The organism is Sorlinia euscelidii (genome assembly GCF_036452135.1).
GTDB lineage: Bacteria > Pseudomonadota > Alphaproteobacteria > Acetobacterales > Acetobacteraceae > Sorlinia > Sorlinia euscelidii.
The window spans coordinates 266,545-282,706 of the sequence record NZ_JAWJZZ010000001.1 but is presented as its reverse complement, the minus strand read 5'-3'; the positions used below and the strand labels follow the sequence as shown (position 1 = coordinate 282,706).

Here is a 16,162-nt window from a genome sequence, read left to right as displayed (position 1 = left end):
CAACTACTCGCCCGCGATCGTCATATCTTCAATGCGCAATGTTGGCGCATTGATACTGCGTCGAAAGGTGAGGTCGTCTGCTGCACATATATTGAGAAACATATGGCTTAACTGTCCTGCAACGGTCATCCCCGCAACAGGTTCGGCAATTTTACCATTTCTTATCATAAAACCTGACGCCCCGCGACTATAGTCCCCGGTCAGCATATTGATGGTCGATCCGATCATCTCGGTGATATAGATACCTTCAACGATATCCGCGATGAGGTCTGCCGGGCTTCCCTGCCCTCCGGAAAGGTAAAGATTGCTGCTTGTCGGGGCAGGGACACCGCCCGGGGCACGACGCGCGCAGCCATTATTGGGGAGGTTGAGGTGGGAAGCGCTTGTCTGGTCCAGAAGCCAATTTTGAAGGCGCCCTTCTTCTACCAGTGTCAGTTTTTGAGGCCGCACGCCTTCACCGTCAAATAATCGTGAGGCCAGCCCTGCCGGGCGTGTCGGGTCATCCACGACATGCAACCCGGCGGAAAGCACCTGCCGGCCCCGCGATGCGGCAAGGAATGAGGTGCCGCGCGCAACCGCCATGCCATTCAGGGCGGCAGCCAGATGGCCCAGCAAACTGCCGGAGACACGCGGGTCAAACACGGCCGCCATCCGCCCGGTGCGGGGCTTGCGCGGATTGAGACGGTTTTTCGCCCGTCTGGCTGCATCCTGCCCGAGCATTGCCGGTGGGTCGAGATCACGCCAGTGGCGCGTCACATGAGAGGCGTAGTCACGCTGCATGTGATCGCCCTGGCCCGCAATCACGCTGACGCTCGCGCCAAAGATCGTCTCCTCACTCTGCGCCATAAACCCGTCACTATCAGCTAGAGATGTGCGCGCGCGCCAGGATGAGGCGGATGCCCCATTGCTTTTTGTGATGCCGTCACCCGCCAGCGCGCTTTCCTCCGCAATTCGGGAGGCCTCCTGAAGCCGCGCGATGGTGACATCGGGGGTCGGGTCTGCCAGGCGCATTTCCCTCGCGGAAAGCTGCCCCTTCATGTCGCGGGAAGCCAGGCCCGCATGAGGGTTTTCGGGCAGGGCGCGCGCCATGGTGACAGCCTGAGACGCCAACCGCGCAAAGCTCTCCTTCTTCGTGACGGTGCTGGAGACATTCGCCACGCGCTGCCCTGAAAACACGCGCAGGCCGAGTTTGACGGTCTGCGCATGTTCCGTATCCTCCAACCGACCCTGCCGGATCGTCGTTGAAAGAGACGTGGCCTCAACCAGCATCGCATCTGCCTGGTCGGCGCCCGCTTTTTTGGCCGCATCCAGTAGCGCGCTGAGGAGATCTTCCTGCGTCTTCATGCGACGGGACAGATGGCGGCATGGTGAAGCGGGGGCAACTCCCTGATCGGCCCGACAGAGGCACGGGTGGGCGGCGTGGCGAAGATCCTACGGGCCGCGTGCAGAATGTCCTCTCCCGTGACACGATCGATTTTGGCAATTGTCTCCGACGTCGGAATGGTATGGCCGAAAATCTGCATTTGACGGGCAATCTGCTCGCAGCGACTTCCGGTATTTTCGAGCGACATCAGAAGAGAGGATTTAAGCTGCGCCTTGCCGCGCCGCAATTCGGCGTCGGAAAACCCGTTTTCAAGCTTTTGCAGTTCCTCTTCAATAACCGGGATCAACGTCGCCACATCCTCCGCCGCCGTGCCGGCATAAATGCCGAAGAGACCCGTATCCATAAAAGGCTGGACGAAAGAATAAACCGAGTAAACGAGGCCGCGTTTTTCCCGGATTTCCTGAAAGAGGCGCGATGACATGCCGCCACCGAGCAAGGTCGAAAGCAGCATGACCGCGTGATAATCATTATCAAGGTAGGAAATCGCTTTGTAACCCAGGACGATATGTGTCTGGTCCAGCTCCCGATGCGTCACGATTTCCCCTCCCGCATAAGTGGCGGGCACCCATGAAGGGGCCTTATGGGTCGGCAAATCTGCGAAAGATGTCTCGACCATCGCGACAACTTCCTTATGAGAGACGGCACCCGCTGCGGCGATGACCGTATTATGCGTCGTGTAATTTCGCTGCATGAAGGCAAGAAGCGTCTCACGCCGCATATTGCGAATCAATTTTTCCGTGCCGAGGGTCGGGCGGCCCATGGGCTGGTCCGTAAAGGCCGTTTCCTGAAACTGGTCAAAGATAATGTCGTCCGGCGTGTCATTCGCCTGGCCGATCTCCTGCAAAATCACGCCGCGTTCACGCTCAAATTCATGGTCGAGAAACGTGCTGTGCGTCAAGATATCGCCAATCATGTCGACGCCGAGGGCGAGATCATCCTTCAGTAATTTGACGTAGTAAGCGGTCTGCTCCCGTGCTGTGTAGGCGTTGATATGGCCGCCCACATCTTCAATCTGCTCAGCTATTTCAGCGGCGCTACGTCGTTTTGTGCCCTTGAAGGCCATATGTTCCAGAAAATGCGCAACGCCGTTTTCCTCGGCTTTCTCATGGCGGGTGCCGGACGCGACGTAAGCGCCGAATGATACCGTTTCGACCCGGTCCAACTTCTCGGTGATGATGGTCAGGCCGTTATCCAACCGGGTGATTTGGCAATGCTCCGTCATAAGGTCTGAGGGTCTCCTGAAATCATCTGAGTCAATTTGCGGCAGCTGCAATGTGGGCGCGGACAGCGTCCTGAACAAGCTGGAGGTCACAAGCCAGTCTGTCATATCGCTCGGGCTTTTGCATGATATCCTGCAAGGGCGGCGGCATAACCGGGCGGAACCCGAGCGCGGCCTCAATCGCATCCGGGAATTTCGCCGGATGTGCGGTGGCGGCGGCGATCATCGGGATGCCGGGCCTCTTATTTTCAGCGCCAGCAGCGATGCCGATGGCGGAATGCGGGTCCGCGATATAATGGCTACTCTTGAAGATATGTCTGATTTCCGCGCGCGTCTGCGCATCATCCAGGCGACGCGCCTTGAAGAGCGTGCCGATCGCGTGCCATGCTTCCGTCGGCACCGCCATCCGGCCCGTCTGGCGGAAGCCCTGCATGGTGGTGCGGCAAAGATCACTGTCCCGGCCCAGAACTTCAAAAAGAAGGCGTTCAAAATTACTGGAAACCTGAATATCCATGGAAGGGGACAGGCTGGGGGCAACAGGTTGCACCGACATATCATTATCGAGGATAAATCGGGTCAGGATGTCATTCTTGTTAGAGCCAATGCAGAAGTGACTGATGGGCAGGCCCATGCGTTGCGCGACCCATGCGGCGAGGACATTGCCGAAATTACCGGTTGGCACTGCAAAGGAAACGTCCCGATCCGGCGCACCGACAGCGAGGGCCGCCCGGACATAATAGGGGATCTGCGCCGCGATCCGCGCCCAGTTGATGGAATTGACGGCAGAAAGCGCGACCTCCTCCCTGAAGGGAGCGTCGGCAAACATGGCTTTGACGAGGTCCTGACAATCATCAAATGTGCCGTCAATCGCGATATTAAGTACATTGGCTTCAGTGACGCTTGTCATCTGGCGGCGCTGGACATCGGATGTCCGGCCATAAGGGTGCAGGATCACGATGGAAACGCGATCCCGCCCTTTAAAAGCTTCAATGGCGGCGGACCCTGTATCGCCGGAGGTTGCTCCAATAATGGTGACATGCTGGTCGCGCTTCCGCAGCGCGTCTTCAAAGAGATGCCCTAATAATTGCATGGCGACGTCTTTGAACGCATAGGTCGGGCCGTGGAATAACTCCATGGCATATTGCTCGGGCGCGGTTTCTATGAGAGGCGTAACAGCAGGGTGATTGAAACACCTATAGGCTTTTTCACAGAAGCCCTCTAATTCATGGAGGGTCAATACGCTCTGCGCGAATGGGGCGATGACGTGCGCGGCGAGCGCGGGGTAAGATAGGCCCCGCAGGCTGCGCCAGTCATCCCGTGAGAATTGCGGCCAGATCTCCGGCACGTAAAGCCCGCCATCCTCCGCCAAACCGCCGAGGAGAACATCGTAAAAATCCTTGCCTCGGATGGCGCCACGCGTTGATTGATAAAGCATTAAAATAACCTACCACATTCTTTTTGGTACGGGGAGGGACCGGCCATCCGGGCTCGCGTCAATCTCACGGCGGCGTGCCCTGGTGAGGCGTCACACGCAGGAGATCCGCCCCGGCAGCGACGTAAATCTCGTTTGTGATGGGATCGGCATAAGGTGTCTGCGCGTCCACGAGTCTTTGATCGGCAAGTTGCATAAAAGGGTTGCGACCTGCATCGAATGAAAGCAGGCGGCCTTCGCTCCGGTCAATCAAATAAAGCGCGTTATCCGGGCCAATTGTAAGGCCACCAATGGTCGGCGTGCGCCGCCATTCCGTCAGGCTTTCCATCAATTCAACGGGGGTGAAATCGGGGTCACGTAGAAGCTCCGTCTTCAGGCGGTAGAGCGGGCCGGTCGGTGTCTGAAGATAAAGCCATGCGCCATCCCGCTGGAGCGCGAGGTGAGAAACATTGCGCTGCAGCGGACGCCCATCCGTGGCGCGCACTTCCTGCCCACCAATATTCATGGGACGCTGCCCGAGCATCGCCGGATAGTGGGTGAAAAACCGACGCCAGGTCTTCTTCTCAAGGTCATAAGTGACGAGCGCCGCATCGCCCTCATCGGCGAGATATATCATCGGCCCATGTGCCGCGATGGCGATGAAGCGGCTTGTCCCGTCATAAACATCCGGGCTTGCATCAAAGCGGGATTGTAATGCTCCTGTCTCCGCATCCAATTTCAGTAGAAATGGTTGTGCGCTCGGGCGCGCATTAACGACCCATATCGCGCGATCATCCGCGCGTGCCAGGGCGGAGGGTGCGTCCAGCATATCTTTGACTTGCTGCGTCATCGGGAAAGGATGTGCCTGCCCCGCGCGATCCACCTTAATCAAAGAAACTGCGCCGTCTTTCGGGGCGCGTTGCAGGATAAATCCGTCCGTAACCTTGACCACGTCATGCCAGTCCGATCCTTCAGGGAGATGCGCGATGACGGTCACCTCCGCCGGATGCGGGACGGGTGCCCAGGGACGCTCCCGCGCTGCAAAACCCTGCTCAAACGGGTAGAGGAGAAGAACGAGCAGCAGGATCGCCTTGCGGAAATGGGAAGGGCTCGCTGCGTTTTTCATGCTTTCCCACCGGAAGATATGCGCCATGGGGTCTGACCTGATCTCACATTGTTGAGAGGGTGAGCTTATCGGCTTCCTTCACGTGCGTCCATCGCGCGCCTCACTCGATAGGCTTCCCAATTCCGCCATCTACGCTAGAAAGAGAGCGATGCGCCATGCTTCTCAAAAACAGAATATCGTCGATACAGGCATGGCGCTTCTGGCGTCAGGAGACCTGAAAGGGGCCGCTGCGCGCTTTCGGAAGGTTCTGGCGCAAATGCCTGACCATCACGATGCGATTCACGGCATGGCATGCGTGGCGCGTGCGGAAGCTCGGCCTGACCGTGCCATTGCCCTGATCGGGCAGGTTCTCAAAGAGGATCTCACGGATGATAATCGGGCGCTTTACCACATCACCCTCGGACATGCGTTGCATGAGGCCGGACATATTGAGCCCGCGCGGGCAGCGTTTTCCGTCGCGACGTTATTAACGCCGCAGGACTTCCGCGCCCATGCCGGTTTGGGCGAGATGTTGGTCCGGCAATATCGATTTAAGGAAGGGGCCGAAAGCTGGAAGCGCGCCGCCGAACGCGCGGCAGAGCCGATCCCGGTCTGGCAGGCCTATGCTGAGTGTCTCATGTCCCTCCGGCAATTCGCGGCGGCCATCGCGCCTTTCCGATTAATTGCGGAGACGCTTGCTGAAAACGGGTTTGCCTGGGCCAATCTGGGTGCGGCCTTGTTTGAAGCAGGTCATATGGAGGCGGCGCAGTCGGCGCTCGACAAGGCGATCGCGCAAGGCGGCGACAGCGCCTATACGCGCGTCAATCGTGCGCTCACCGCTCTGGCCCTCGGTCATTTCAATAAAGCGGAAGCCGATATGGCGCGCGCGCAGAGTCTGGCGCCGGATGATCGGCGCATCCGAAATAATGCCGCGACATTAATGCAGCAAATGGGGCAAACGCGTGAAGCGGCGGCGATCTATGCCGCGCTGATGCAGGGCAATGATGCTGAAGCGCCGCGCGCGGCTTACAACCTCGCGACATTGCGCCTGGCAGAGGGCAGAATGCGTGATGGGTGGCGTCTATATGAGGCACGTCATGCCGTCCTCGGGCGATCTTCCTCATTGCCGCCGTGGGATGGACGGTTCGGCTCAGAGAGCATTTTGATCGAGGCGGAACAAGGGGCGGGGGACTTTATTCAGTTCCTGCGGTTTTTACCGGCGGCGCTGGCGCGTGTGCCGGTTATTCTTCAGGCGGATGCGGCTTTACATCCCCTTATCCCTTTGAATCCTGCGCTCGACGCCCATTTAAAATCGGGGCGGCTGCTCTGGGCGGGGGAGGCCACTGCCTCTTGCGGCATCATGAGCCTGCCGCATTTGCTTCAGATCGCTGAACCGGATGATACGCCCTATCTTTTCGCCAACGCCATTAAGGCAGGGCGCTCATTTCGCGTGGGAATCTGTTGGCGCGGGTCATCGCAATACCGGTTCGATGCACGACGTTCCATTGACCCGGCGCTTCTCGCCCCGCTTTTCAACATTCCCGGTATTGATTTTGTCTCTCTGCAGAAAGAGCTAGATGATGGGGTGGAAGGGCGACCTGTCACGCAGGGCCAATTGCAGGATTGGCGCGCGACGGCATCAGAGATTCAGGGATGTGACCTCATCATCTCCGTCGATACCGCCCTCGCGCATCTCGCCGGCGCCTTAGGAAAGGACGTCTGGTTACTGAATCGTTTCGGCGGAGACTGGCGTTGGCTGGGGCCGCGCTGGTATCGCAACGTTACCATCTTCAACGCCGCGCGGGCCGAGCCCCCCTGCGCAGCGTGGCAGCCGGTCATTGACGCTGTGTGTCACCATTTACGGCAACGCGCCGAGCAGCATCACTGACATAAAACTGTGCAAAGGGCGGCGCGATTAACTTTCCAGTTCGATAAAGACGGAGTCGGCTTCCGTCAGGCTTTCAATAATGGCGCCGCGTATACGACTCAACTGATCGAGCGCCGTGATTTTATTACTGTCAGCATCCCGCACGTAAAAAACATCCACGGCGCGCACGCCATAAGTTGTAATGTGCGCCGAGGAAATCTGAAGTCCCAACCCGTTGAGCGTCTGCGCGATGCGATAAAGCAGGCCGGGCCGATCCCGGCCGTTGATTTCGATGACTGTGTGACGGTCAGATGCACGATTATCAATGACAACGCGAATGGGCACGTTGATCAGCCGCATGCGCTTGCGTGATCGCTCCGCCACCGCGCGGCACAAGAGGCCGGGTACGTCGAGCTGGTCATTGATGCTGCGTTCAATTTTGCTGTTGAGTTCCATCAATTGCGCCGGTGTGTCAAACGCTTTCCCCCGTGCGTCCTGAATCCAGAATGTGTCGAGCGCGAACCCGTCACGCAGCGTATGGATGCGCGCATCGACAATGGACGCCCCCGCCACAGCCAGCCCACCTGCAATCCGCGAGAAAAGGCCGATGCGGTCCTTGCTAATCACCGTGACTTCCGTCACATCGCGCGACGGGACAGGGGTGGATTCGACCGATAAAGGTGCGTTAGCGGCGTCGGCCTCCGCTAGAAGGCGCGCATGACGGACATGGGTCGCCGAGTCAAATCCGAGCCAATAACTCCCATAGCCACGGGCGAGAAAGCGCGCTGTCTCGCCGCGTTTGACGCGGTTCTCCTGGAGCATTTTCTCAGCCAGGGCTTTTGCGAAATTGATCCGTTCATCCGTTTCCGAAGCGGCGAGCCCACCTTCAAGCACTTCCGCGACGCGGATATAAAGCTCACGCAGCAAGGTCGCCTTCCATGCGTTCCAGACGGTTGTGCTGACCGCTCTGATATCTGCGACGGTCAAAATCAGCAGAAGTCGCAGGCGCTCCGGCGATTGAATGACATCGGCCAGGTCAAGGATTGTCCGAGGGTCATCAATATCCCGTCGAAAGGCGGTTTGCGACAGCAACAAATGATGCAGCACCAGCCATGAGAGTGACTCCGTCTCCTCCGCTTTCAAACCAAGCGACGGTCCCAGGCGGGCCGCGATTTCAGCGCCGATAACAGAGTGATCCCCCCCACGCCCCTTTGCGATATCGTGGATCAGCGTCGCGAAGTAAAGGACAGGGCGCGACTGAATAGCTTCGACCAGCGTGTAGACGATCGGGATCTCATCGGCCATGCGGCCATTTTCAATTTCACCCAACATTCGGACGGCGGCGATGCTGTGCTCATCAACTGTATAAATATGGTAAGTGTCGAACTGCATCTGCCCGACAACCCGCGACCATTCCGGCAGAATGGCACTCATCAGCCCCGTCTGATTGAGCAGATGAAGCCAGTCCGCTGCGGTTTTCCGGCAGGGGCCATCCTGCCCCGGTGCTTTCTTTTCCACACCGGAAGGCAGGCCTCGCGCGGTGAGAAGTCGCGCGAAAACAAGCATCGTGTCGGCATCATCCCGCAAACTTGTTGCGCGCCTTTCATTCTGAATCAGCGCGCGGATGGTGAAGGGGTGGATTGGCAATTGATGATTTTGCGCGACTTCCATCAGGCGCAGCATATCGGCGGGCCGCGCATCGAAATCCGTCTGCGTTGTCGGCGCGATCTGGCCGTCGACCAATGTCAGATGCAGCTCATTCAAGGCCGCGTAAGCCGGGTTATTTTCTGTCAGGGAGGGTTGCGGCGGGTCAAGACGCGCCATAATGACCGGCTCAATCAGACAGCCTAACCGGGTAATTTCCCGCACGGTGAGAAAATAATGGCGCATAAAGCGCTCAACACCCTGCTGGCGTCCGTGGCTGGCATAACCCATGCGCGCGCCGATAACGGGTTGGGTCTCAAATAAAAGCCGTTCATCCGCGCGGCCGGCGATGTAATGCAGGTGCAGCCGTATGGTCCAGAGAAAGTTCCAGGCGCGGCGTGCGCGCTGGCGTTCCTGCTCGGTCAGGATATCAAGGGCGCTGAAAGCGGGCTCCGTATGGGGGTGAGGCACTGTGAAGACAGAGCCATCGCTTTCCGAGGCGATGCGGGCCATCCAGCCCAAAGTCTGCAAATCGCGTAGTCCGCCGCGCCCTTCCTTGATATTGGGCTCTACGATAAACGGATTGTCACCGAATTGTTTGTGTCGGCGTTCCATTTCATTGAGGGCGGAAAGGATGAAGGCCCGCGCATCTCCTTTTTCAGAAAGAAGGCAATTCTGCAATTCCGTGAAAATCGTCAGCGCACCGGCGACAGGTCGGGCATCCATCAGATTGGCGCGGATGGTGATATCTGTTTTGACGGCCTCCAGACAGCCCGCGACGGAGCGCGTGGCATGGCCGACACGGATGCCCAGATCCCACAGAAAATAGAGGATGAATTCGATCCGCTCCGCCAATGGTGGCGTCAGGGCACTCGAGGTCAGAAATAACAGGTCGATATCACTGTGCGGGGCCAGTAACCCGCTGCCATAACCACCTGTTGCACAGATACAGAGAGGTTGCGTGCTGGCCGAAGTATGTTTACGCGCGAAATCGTCAAGACAGTCAATGACGCCATCCATCAGCGCGGCCATCATGCTGGCGGAGGCGATGCCTTTAATATGGCGGCCTTCAAATAATTGCCTGATTTCCCCGTAATGGCGGCCAAGATGCCGCCTGAAGATGGCCACGGCATCTTCCCGCGTAGGGGTGCCGCTCTCACGATAAAGGGCGTCGATCGCTGTTTCGAGCGAGGTGTGCATCGTCTGGGCATTTGTGAGAGCCTGTTCGATCATCCTCTGGCGCTCCTGATCTGCACGCATATCCTCCCGGGCCATCATGATGCGTCGCGTCGCGCGTGCCCTGATTCCCGCGCGAGGCGTTGAAGCTCATACAGCGCCGCCAACGCGTCCCGCGGGGTGAGGCTGTCAGGGTCCAGCGCTTCCAGCTTGCGAATGACCTTATGAATCGAAGTGGCATCCGCCTCCAAAGTTTCCGTCTGCCCTGCGTTATCCGCCATTGGCGTGTCGTCACTCATGGATGGTGCTGTCGGTTCAAAAAGGGGGAGAGGCGCCGCAATGCCCGGTTGCTGCGCTTCCAACGCGGCTAGCAGACGCGTCGCACGGTTGACGACATATTCCGGCACGCCGGCGAGTCGGGCCACATGAACGCCCCAGCTTTTACGCGCGGCCCCCTTGCGCACCTCATGCTGGAATATAATCGTGCCCTTCCACTCCTTGATCATCATCGTGTACGGGGTGAGGTGCGGCATCGAGTCCGTCAGGCGGCCCAGCTCATGGAAATGTGTCGCAAAAATCGTGCGTGCGCCGAGTTGTGAGTGCAGCGCTTCCAAAGTGGCCCACGCAATGGCGAGACCATCCAGGGTGGACGTGCCCCGCCCGATTTCATCCACCACAACGAAGGAACGCGGCCCTGCAAGGCGCAAAATCGCGGCCGTCTCGGACATTTCCACCATAAAGGTGGACCGCCCGCGCGCAAGGTCGTCAGAGGCCCCGACCCGTGAGAAGAGGCGATCCACGACGCCGATCCGCGCGCGTCTTGCCGGGATCGGCATCCCCGCCTGGGCGAGGATGACCGCAAGCGCGGTCTGCCGTAGAAAGGTCGATTTGCCCGCCATATTCGGGCCGGTCAGCAGCATGACGCGATGCTCGGGCGGTAAGGCGCAGTCATTGGGGATAAAATGCGTCCCGTCATCCAACGCTTCCTCCACCACCGGATGGCGGCAGGCTTCGATTTCAAAAGCGCGGTCCGCCGTGACTTCCGGGCAGCACCAGACACCCTCCTGAGAGAGCTCTGCCGCGCTGGCCAGCACATCGGCGAGGGAGAATAATTCCGCCATCCCGGCGAGGGCCGGGTGGTCAAGCGCTTCATGAGCAAGCTTCGTGAAAATCTCGACTTCCAGCGCCTGTGCACGGTCCGCAGCTTCGATAATCGCGCGCTCCAGCGATATAAGCTCATCCGTGCTGAAACGCGCCAGATTAGCCGTGCCCTGCCGGAAGATGAGGGAGTTATCCTCCCGCAGGCGATTAGCGTGGGTCGCTGTTGTTTCGACAACATAGCCGAGCTGCGCGTGATATTTTATTTTGAGGCTGCTGACATTATAGCGCGCCGCATATTGCGCCTGCAGCGCCGCAATGGCCTGGCGGCTATGATCCCGAAGGGCGCGGGCCGCATCCAGCTCGGCATTATAATCCGCGGCGATGATATTGCCATCTTCCAGCCGGGCGGGCAGGTCCGGCTTCAGGGCGGCTTCAAGCTTATTGAGCAAGGGGTCGGCACGGCGGTGAAAGCCGGTATAAAGCCTGCGTATATATTCCGGCGTGTTGTCACTATAGACGGGTCGTAAAAGCGCGATGATGCGATCCGCGGAGAGTAATGCGACTTTGACCGCACCGAGATCCCGCGGGACGAGGCGCAGGGAGGAGAGGCGCGTCAGCGCGCGTGCGAGGTCGGGCGTGTGTTTCAGCACATCCTGCAATGCATCCAAGAAGCTCGGCGTCCGGGCGAGCCATTTCCATGCTTCCTGTCGCGCGGCAATGGTGCCGGGCTCAATCAGAGGCGATGAGATCCAGCGCGCCAGCAGGCGCTTGCCACCTGCCGTATAAGTTCGGTCCACGGCGGATAATAGACTGTGGGTCGTTGTCCCGTCACGCGCGGATAGAAGCTCAAGACTTGCCCGTGTCGCCGGGTCGAGGGAAAGGGCGGAGGATTGATCAAGTCGGAGAGGACGTGAGACGCGCGGCACATTATCCGCCAATGTGCGCTTGACGTAAGCGAGGACCGTCGCGCACGCGACAATTTCTTCATCTGAAAAAGGACCGAGTGAGCCGATCTGTGTCAGGCCGAAGCGACGTGCCACGGCAAGGCGCGCAATATCGACATCGGGGATGCGCAGGTCACGCACGACATGGCTTCGATAAGGTTCCGTAACGAAATCATGCAGATCGGTCAGGATCTCGACCGGGTCGATGCGTGAGAGCAACTCATCCACCTCAACAACATCAAGGATGGTGGTCTCAAGCTCCCCGGTTGAAACGTCGATCCAGGCGGCGCCGATCGGGGCGGAGGCGGCGTGGGATTTCAGGCGAATGAGGGAGAGCAGGATATTGGCCTTGCTTGACTCCAGCAATTCATCTTCTGTTAACGTGCCGCGTGTTACCAGACGCACGATTGCCCGTTTGAGGGGGCCTTTCTGCGCCGGGTCCCCTTTATTGGGCGGCGCATCGATCTGTTCCGCGATGGCGACGCGGAAATCCCGCCGGATCAGCCGGGCGATATAGCTGGCTGCGGCCGCGACCGGTACGCCACACATCGGGATTGGTGTCTCCTGATGGCGGCCGCGTGTTGTCAGGCTGATATCAAGCGCCAGGGACGCGATTTCCGCATCCTGAAAAAACAGCTCAAAAAAATCCCCCATCCGGAAAAAAAGGAGGGCATCCGGCTCCTGCGCTTTAAGGGCAAACCATTGCGCCATGGCGGGCGTCGCGCCTTCAGGGGTCGGGCTGGGCGTTTTTCCGGTTTTTTGATTCATCAGTCGACGATAACTGCTTTTCTTGCGAGGGGGGCATGTCAGAACCCTTGGCGGTCCTGGCGCCGATCATACGCAAAAAATTCACACGAGGTAAGTATTTATCAAGCCTCTGCGCATGTCATGGTGTTGGGTTTCGCATCCTGCGTCGGGCCGCGACGAGGTCACGCACGCGCGCAACGCCTGAAATCTGAAGGCAGGCAAGATATAGCGCTGCGCCAGAGGTGATCATGACGCCCAGGGCGCCGATCCGGGCCCATCCTCGCCAGAACATAAAATCCGGAATAAAATAGAGCGCCGCGACCCGAATCAGCACCGCCATGATCACGGCGGAACCCAGCATGATAGAGAGGCGTCGCATGGTCACGGTAGCGACTCGCATGGCTCCGCGTCGATGAAGCAGCCAACAGAGCAGGCCGAAATTGACCATGGCCGCCAGGGAGCTCGCCAAAGGTGGCCCGATATGCGCGAGAGGGCGGTAAAGGGAAAGATTGAGGGCGAGATTCAGCGCAAGAATGCCGAACCCGATGCGGACCGGCGTCTTCGTATCACCCTGCGCGAAAAAAGCGGGTGACAGGACTTTGACAAGCACGAAAGCGGGCAGACCGATCGCGTAAGCGCGGAGGGATTGCGCGGCGAATGACGCATCCTGCACCGTGAAGCGACCGTAACCAAAAAGCGCGGACATGATCTCAGGCGCCAGTGCGATAATTCCGAAACTGGCGGGCAGGGTCAGCAGCATCGCGTAATCAATGGCGCGATTAAGCGTTTCCCGGCTGCCCTCCCGGTCCCCGGCTGCGTGGTGGCGGGTCAGAACCGGCAAAATGGTCGTGCCAGCCGCCGCACCCAGCACGCCGAGGGGAAGCTGGTTAATGCGGTCCGCAAAATACAGCCAGGAAATTGACCCCGCCGGCAGCAAGGTCGCAATCATCGTGTCGATCGTCAGGTTGAGTTGTGTGACACCTGAGCCGACAAGCCCCGGCGCGAGGCGGCGTAGCACGTTGCGCATGTCGCCATCCATGACAGGGCGCTGTAAATGCAGTTTCATGTCCGCCCGTCGTGCGGCAACATAGAGCAGCCCGAGCTGCACAATGCCGGAAAGCGTGATCCCCCAGGACGCTGCCTGCGCCGGCATATGAAAGACATGCGCCCCGAGGATGATCGCCATGATGCCGACAATATTGAAAGACACATAAGCCCCGGCCGCCAGAGCGAAGCGGTGCATGCCGTTCAGCACCCCGGCAAGGAGCGCCGCGATGCAGATCAGCAGGAGGTAAGGGAAGGTAATGCGGCTGAGCGTGACGGCCAGGTCGAAACGTGTCGACCCGGCGCCGAAACCGGGTGCAATAAATGAGATCACCCAGGGCATGAAGATTTCACCCAGGATGGTAATCCCGGCCAGCCAGATCGCCAGCCAGCTCATGGTGTTTGAGGCGAAACGGCGTGCGGCTGACGCGCCGTGCAACGTCATTTTCTCGGTAAAAAGCGGGACGAAAGCCGCGTTGAAGGCCCCCTCACCGAAGAGACGGCGAAACATATTGGGCAGACGGAAAGCAATTTGAAAAGCATCCTGGGCGATACCTGCGCCTAGCAGAGCGGCCAGAAGCTGGTCCCGCACAAGCCCGAGGACGCGGGAGACCAGCGTCCATCCACCGACGGTGAGAAAATTTCTGAGCATGGCGTCTCTGTTACAGGCTTTGGTCGGAAAGAGTCCTTAACGGCACTCGGTTTAGCGTGCGCGATTATGCCTGAAAGAGATCAATTGTCGAGGCAGCGGCGCACGCGTTCCCGGAAGCGACGTGAGCTGGGACGCGTGATGGATGAGAACCACGCGGCGAGATGCCCATCCCGCCCGACAATATATTTGTAGAAGTTCCAGCGCGGTTTGCTCAGGCATCCGCCCTCCCGTTGCAACCATTGAAACAGGGGCGAAATTTCCGGGCCTTTAATCGTGGTTTTCTGTGTCATCGGAAAACTGACACCGTAATTGACGGCGCATGATTCTTTGATGGTCGCCGCGTCATCCGGCTCCTGCTGGCCGAAATCATTGCATGGCACGCCCACGACAACCAGTCCGGAGGTGCGGTAAAGCGTCCAGAGATGTTGCAGGTCCTCATATTGCGTGGTGAATTTGCATTTGGAGGCCGTATTGGCAATCAAGACCACCTTGCCTTTGAAGGCGCTGAATGAAATCGGGGTCTTCTCGTCAAGGGCCTTGAGTTCAAGTCGGTAAAAATCATCAAGGGTTGTCGTCGTCATCAGGTGCTCCGCGTCAGAGACAAATTGAGATATACGGTTAATCGGCCGGACCCTCAATGAGGAAGCGAAGCTTGGCCGGATGTGATTAACGCGATGCGGCGTCAACACCTGAAACCGTGCGGCGGTGAGACGACTGACCCACGCGTCGACGTCTGCACACCGTTAATGGGAGTTGGGGACGTGATTCCTGGCCAGCACATCTTGAGTGCCGCGCAATTCAAAATACTGAAATATGCTTCAGGTTTTATTATTGGACGAAAAATATCTATAAAGTAAATTTTAAACAGGCATTTGCCACACTTATTCATGCGAGGTTTCACGATGTCGGAAGAGCTGAATACGGTCGCTATAGTGGGTGCCGGTTACATGGGGGCGGGATCGCGCAATCTCTCGCCGCGTCCGGTCTGGACGTAACGATCGCCGATATGGACCCGCCTCAACACGCCAGAATTATCAGCGCCTCCTTGAGGAAGCTGCGCGTTTTGAGGCGGAGGGTCTCAAACCGGCAGGTTACGCAAAGCTGGTCAGGGCGCATTTGCGCATGGCGGAGTCCATTGAGGCCGCGGTAAAGGATCGGGACCTGATTGAGGAGGCCGTGCCGGAGGTGCCTTCCGTTAAACAGGCGGTTTACCAGCGGATCTGCGCCGCTGCTCGCCCCGATGCGATATTGGGTACCAATACCTCGACCCTGCCCGTGCACACGCTGGCACCCTACGTCACGCATCCTGAACGATTTTTAATTATTCATTTCAGCAATCCGGCGCCTTTTATCCCGGGTGGAGATTGTGCGTGGCGAGGCGACCACCGACAAGGTCGTCTCCGCTGTGAAAACCCTGCTGAAGCGTGCGAACCGCATTGGGGCGGAAGTGGCGGACAGGCCCGCTTTTGTCTTGAACCGCCTGCAATATGCGTTGCTGAAAGAGGCTGACAAAATCGTGCAGGAGGGGGTGGCCACAACATCCGAACTCGATACGGTGGTGCGCACGACATTCGGGTTCCGCCTGCCATTTTTCGGCCCTTTCGCCATCGCGGATATGGCAGGGCTGGATGTTTACGCTGACTGTTTTAAAACAGTTGAAAAAGCCTATGGCAACCGCATGGCGATGCCCGACCTGCTGGCGGAAATGGTGAAGAAAGGTGCACATGGCGTCAAAAATGGCAGAGGGTTTTACGGAGATTACAGCCCTGAAAAAAAAGCCGCCCTCGTCGCTTATCGCAATAAAGCCTACGCAAAATTACTGGAATTACTGGAGGAACTTGGCCCTTCACCCCTTGAGGCACCCTGAC

General features: G+C 58.5%; 10 protein-coding genes and 1 pseudogene. 3 read left to right on the top strand and 8 right to left on the bottom strand.

Translation table 11 applies throughout. The features are described 5' to 3' along the window. Nucleotides 1-3: 3 nt before the first annotated feature. The 4 genes from CGLAMM_RS01375 to CGLAMM_RS01360 form a co-directional block, all read right to left on the bottom strand. Nucleotides 4-1,344 (bottom strand): TldD/PmbA family protein, encoded by a 1,341-nt coding sequence (locus CGLAMM_RS01375; protein ID WP_394819659.1) that lies wholly within the window; start codon nucleotides 1,342-1,344, stop codon nucleotides 4-6. Then, the gene (locus tag CGLAMM_RS01370; protein ID WP_394819660.1) at nucleotides 1,341-2,606 is read right to left on the bottom strand and encodes a M16 family metallopeptidase; all 1,266 of its coding nucleotides are present in this window, start codon (nucleotides 2,604-2,606) and stop codon (nucleotides 1,341-1,343) included. The genes CGLAMM_RS01375 and CGLAMM_RS01370 overlap by 4 nt, the downstream gene beginning before the upstream one ends. A gap of 31 nt (nucleotides 2,607-2,637) precedes the next feature. Continuing rightward, nucleotides 2,638-4,038, bottom strand: coding sequence for a threonine synthase (thrC, locus tag CGLAMM_RS01365; protein ID WP_394819661.1), 1,401 nt, complete (start codon nucleotides 4,036-4,038; stop codon nucleotides 2,638-2,640). A 64-nt stretch (nucleotides 4,039-4,102) separates the two neighbouring features. Further along, nucleotides 4,103-5,140, bottom strand: coding sequence for an L-dopachrome tautomerase-related protein (locus CGLAMM_RS01360; protein ID WP_394819662.1), 1,038 nt, complete (start codon nucleotides 5,138-5,140; stop codon nucleotides 4,103-4,105). Between the two features lie 148 nt (nucleotides 5,141-5,288). On the opposite strand from CGLAMM_RS01360, the gene CGLAMM_RS01355 reads away from it, so the two are divergent. After that, on the top strand, nucleotides 5,289-7,007 hold the full coding sequence (locus CGLAMM_RS01355) for a tetratricopeptide repeat protein (RefSeq protein WP_394819663.1): 1,719 nt from the start codon (nucleotides 5,289-5,291) through the stop codon (nucleotides 7,005-7,007). Nucleotides 7,008-7,034: 27 nt separating this feature from the next. Here the strand turns inward: CGLAMM_RS01355 and CGLAMM_RS01350 are convergent, their stop codons facing one another. The 4 genes from CGLAMM_RS01350 to CGLAMM_RS01335 all read right to left on the bottom strand — a co-directional run bounded on the left by CGLAMM_RS01350 (nucleotide 7,035) and on the right by CGLAMM_RS01335 (nucleotide 14,875). Continuing rightward, complete coding sequence (locus tag CGLAMM_RS01350; RefSeq protein WP_418115263.1) at nucleotides 7,035-9,863, bottom strand: [protein-PII] uridylyltransferase; 2,829 nt, start codon at nucleotides 9,861-9,863, stop codon at nucleotides 7,035-7,037. 41 nt (nucleotides 9,864-9,904) lie between these two features. Continuing rightward, on the bottom strand, nucleotides 9,905-12,619 hold the full coding sequence (gene mutS, locus CGLAMM_RS01345; RefSeq protein ID WP_394819666.1) for a DNA mismatch repair protein MutS: 2,715 nt from the start codon (nucleotides 12,617-12,619) through the stop codon (nucleotides 9,905-9,907). 118 nt (nucleotides 12,620-12,737) lie between these two features. Then, the gene (murJ, locus tag CGLAMM_RS01340; RefSeq protein ID WP_394819667.1) at nucleotides 12,738-14,294 is read right to left on the bottom strand and encodes a murein biosynthesis integral membrane protein MurJ; all 1,557 of its coding nucleotides are present in this window, start codon (nucleotides 14,292-14,294) and stop codon (nucleotides 12,738-12,740) included. An 80-nt stretch (nucleotides 14,295-14,374) separates the two neighbouring features. Continuing rightward, nucleotides 14,375-14,875, bottom strand: coding sequence for a glutathione peroxidase (locus tag CGLAMM_RS01335; RefSeq protein WP_394819668.1), 501 nt, complete (start codon nucleotides 14,873-14,875; stop codon nucleotides 14,375-14,377). Nucleotides 14,876-15,260: 385 nt separating this feature from the next. Here CGLAMM_RS01335 and CGLAMM_RS01330 point away from each other — a divergent pair. Together CGLAMM_RS01330 and CGLAMM_RS01325 are read left to right on the top strand one after the other, a co-directional pair. Continuing rightward, a pseudogene (locus tag CGLAMM_RS01330) lies at nucleotides 15,261-15,590 on the top strand (3-hydroxyacyl-CoA dehydrogenase NAD-binding domain-containing protein); the annotation flags it as partial. A gap of 61 nt (nucleotides 15,591-15,651) precedes the next feature. Beyond that, the gene (locus tag CGLAMM_RS01325; RefSeq protein WP_418115262.1) at nucleotides 15,652-16,161 is read left to right on the top strand and encodes a 3-hydroxyacyl-CoA dehydrogenase family protein; all 510 of its coding nucleotides are present in this window, start codon (nucleotides 15,652-15,654) and stop codon (nucleotides 16,159-16,161) included. The last annotated feature ends 1 nt before the right edge of the window (nucleotide 16,162 follow it).

Excerpts from the sequence above, each read along its gene's own strand:
- CGLAMM_RS01370 (WP_394819660.1), bottom strand. The coding sequence starts at position 2,606 with ATGACGGAGCATTGCCAAATCACCCGGTTGGATAACGGCCTGACCATC.
- thrC (WP_394819661.1), bottom strand. The coding sequence starts at position 4,038 with ATGCTTTATCAATCAACGCGTGGCGCCATCCGAGGCAAGGATTTTTAC.
- CGLAMM_RS01350 (WP_418115263.1), bottom strand. The coding sequence starts at position 9,863 with ATGATCGAACAGGCTCTCACAAATGCCCAGACGATGCACACCTCGCTC.
- murJ (WP_394819667.1), bottom strand. The coding sequence starts at position 14,294 with ATGCTCAGAAATTTTCTCACCGTCGGTGGATGGACGCTGGTCTCCCGC.
- CGLAMM_RS01335 (WP_394819668.1), bottom strand. The coding sequence starts at position 14,875 with ATGACGACGACAACCCTTGATGATTTTTACCGACTTGAACTCAAGGCC.
- CGLAMM_RS01355 (WP_394819663.1), top strand. The coding sequence starts at position 5,289 with ATGCGCCATGCTTCTCAAAAACAGAATATCGTCGATACAGGCATGGCG.
- CGLAMM_RS01360 (WP_394819662.1), bottom strand. The coding sequence starts at position 5,140 with ATGAAAAACGCAGCGAGCCCTTCCCATTTCCGCAAGGCGATCCTGCTG.
- CGLAMM_RS01375 (WP_394819659.1), bottom strand. The coding sequence starts at position 1,344 with ATGAAGACGCAGGAAGATCTCCTCAGCGCGCTACTGGATGCGGCCAAA.
- mutS (WP_394819666.1), bottom strand. The coding sequence starts at position 12,619 with ATGAATCAAAAAACCGGAAAAACGCCCAGCCCGACCCCTGAAGGCGCG.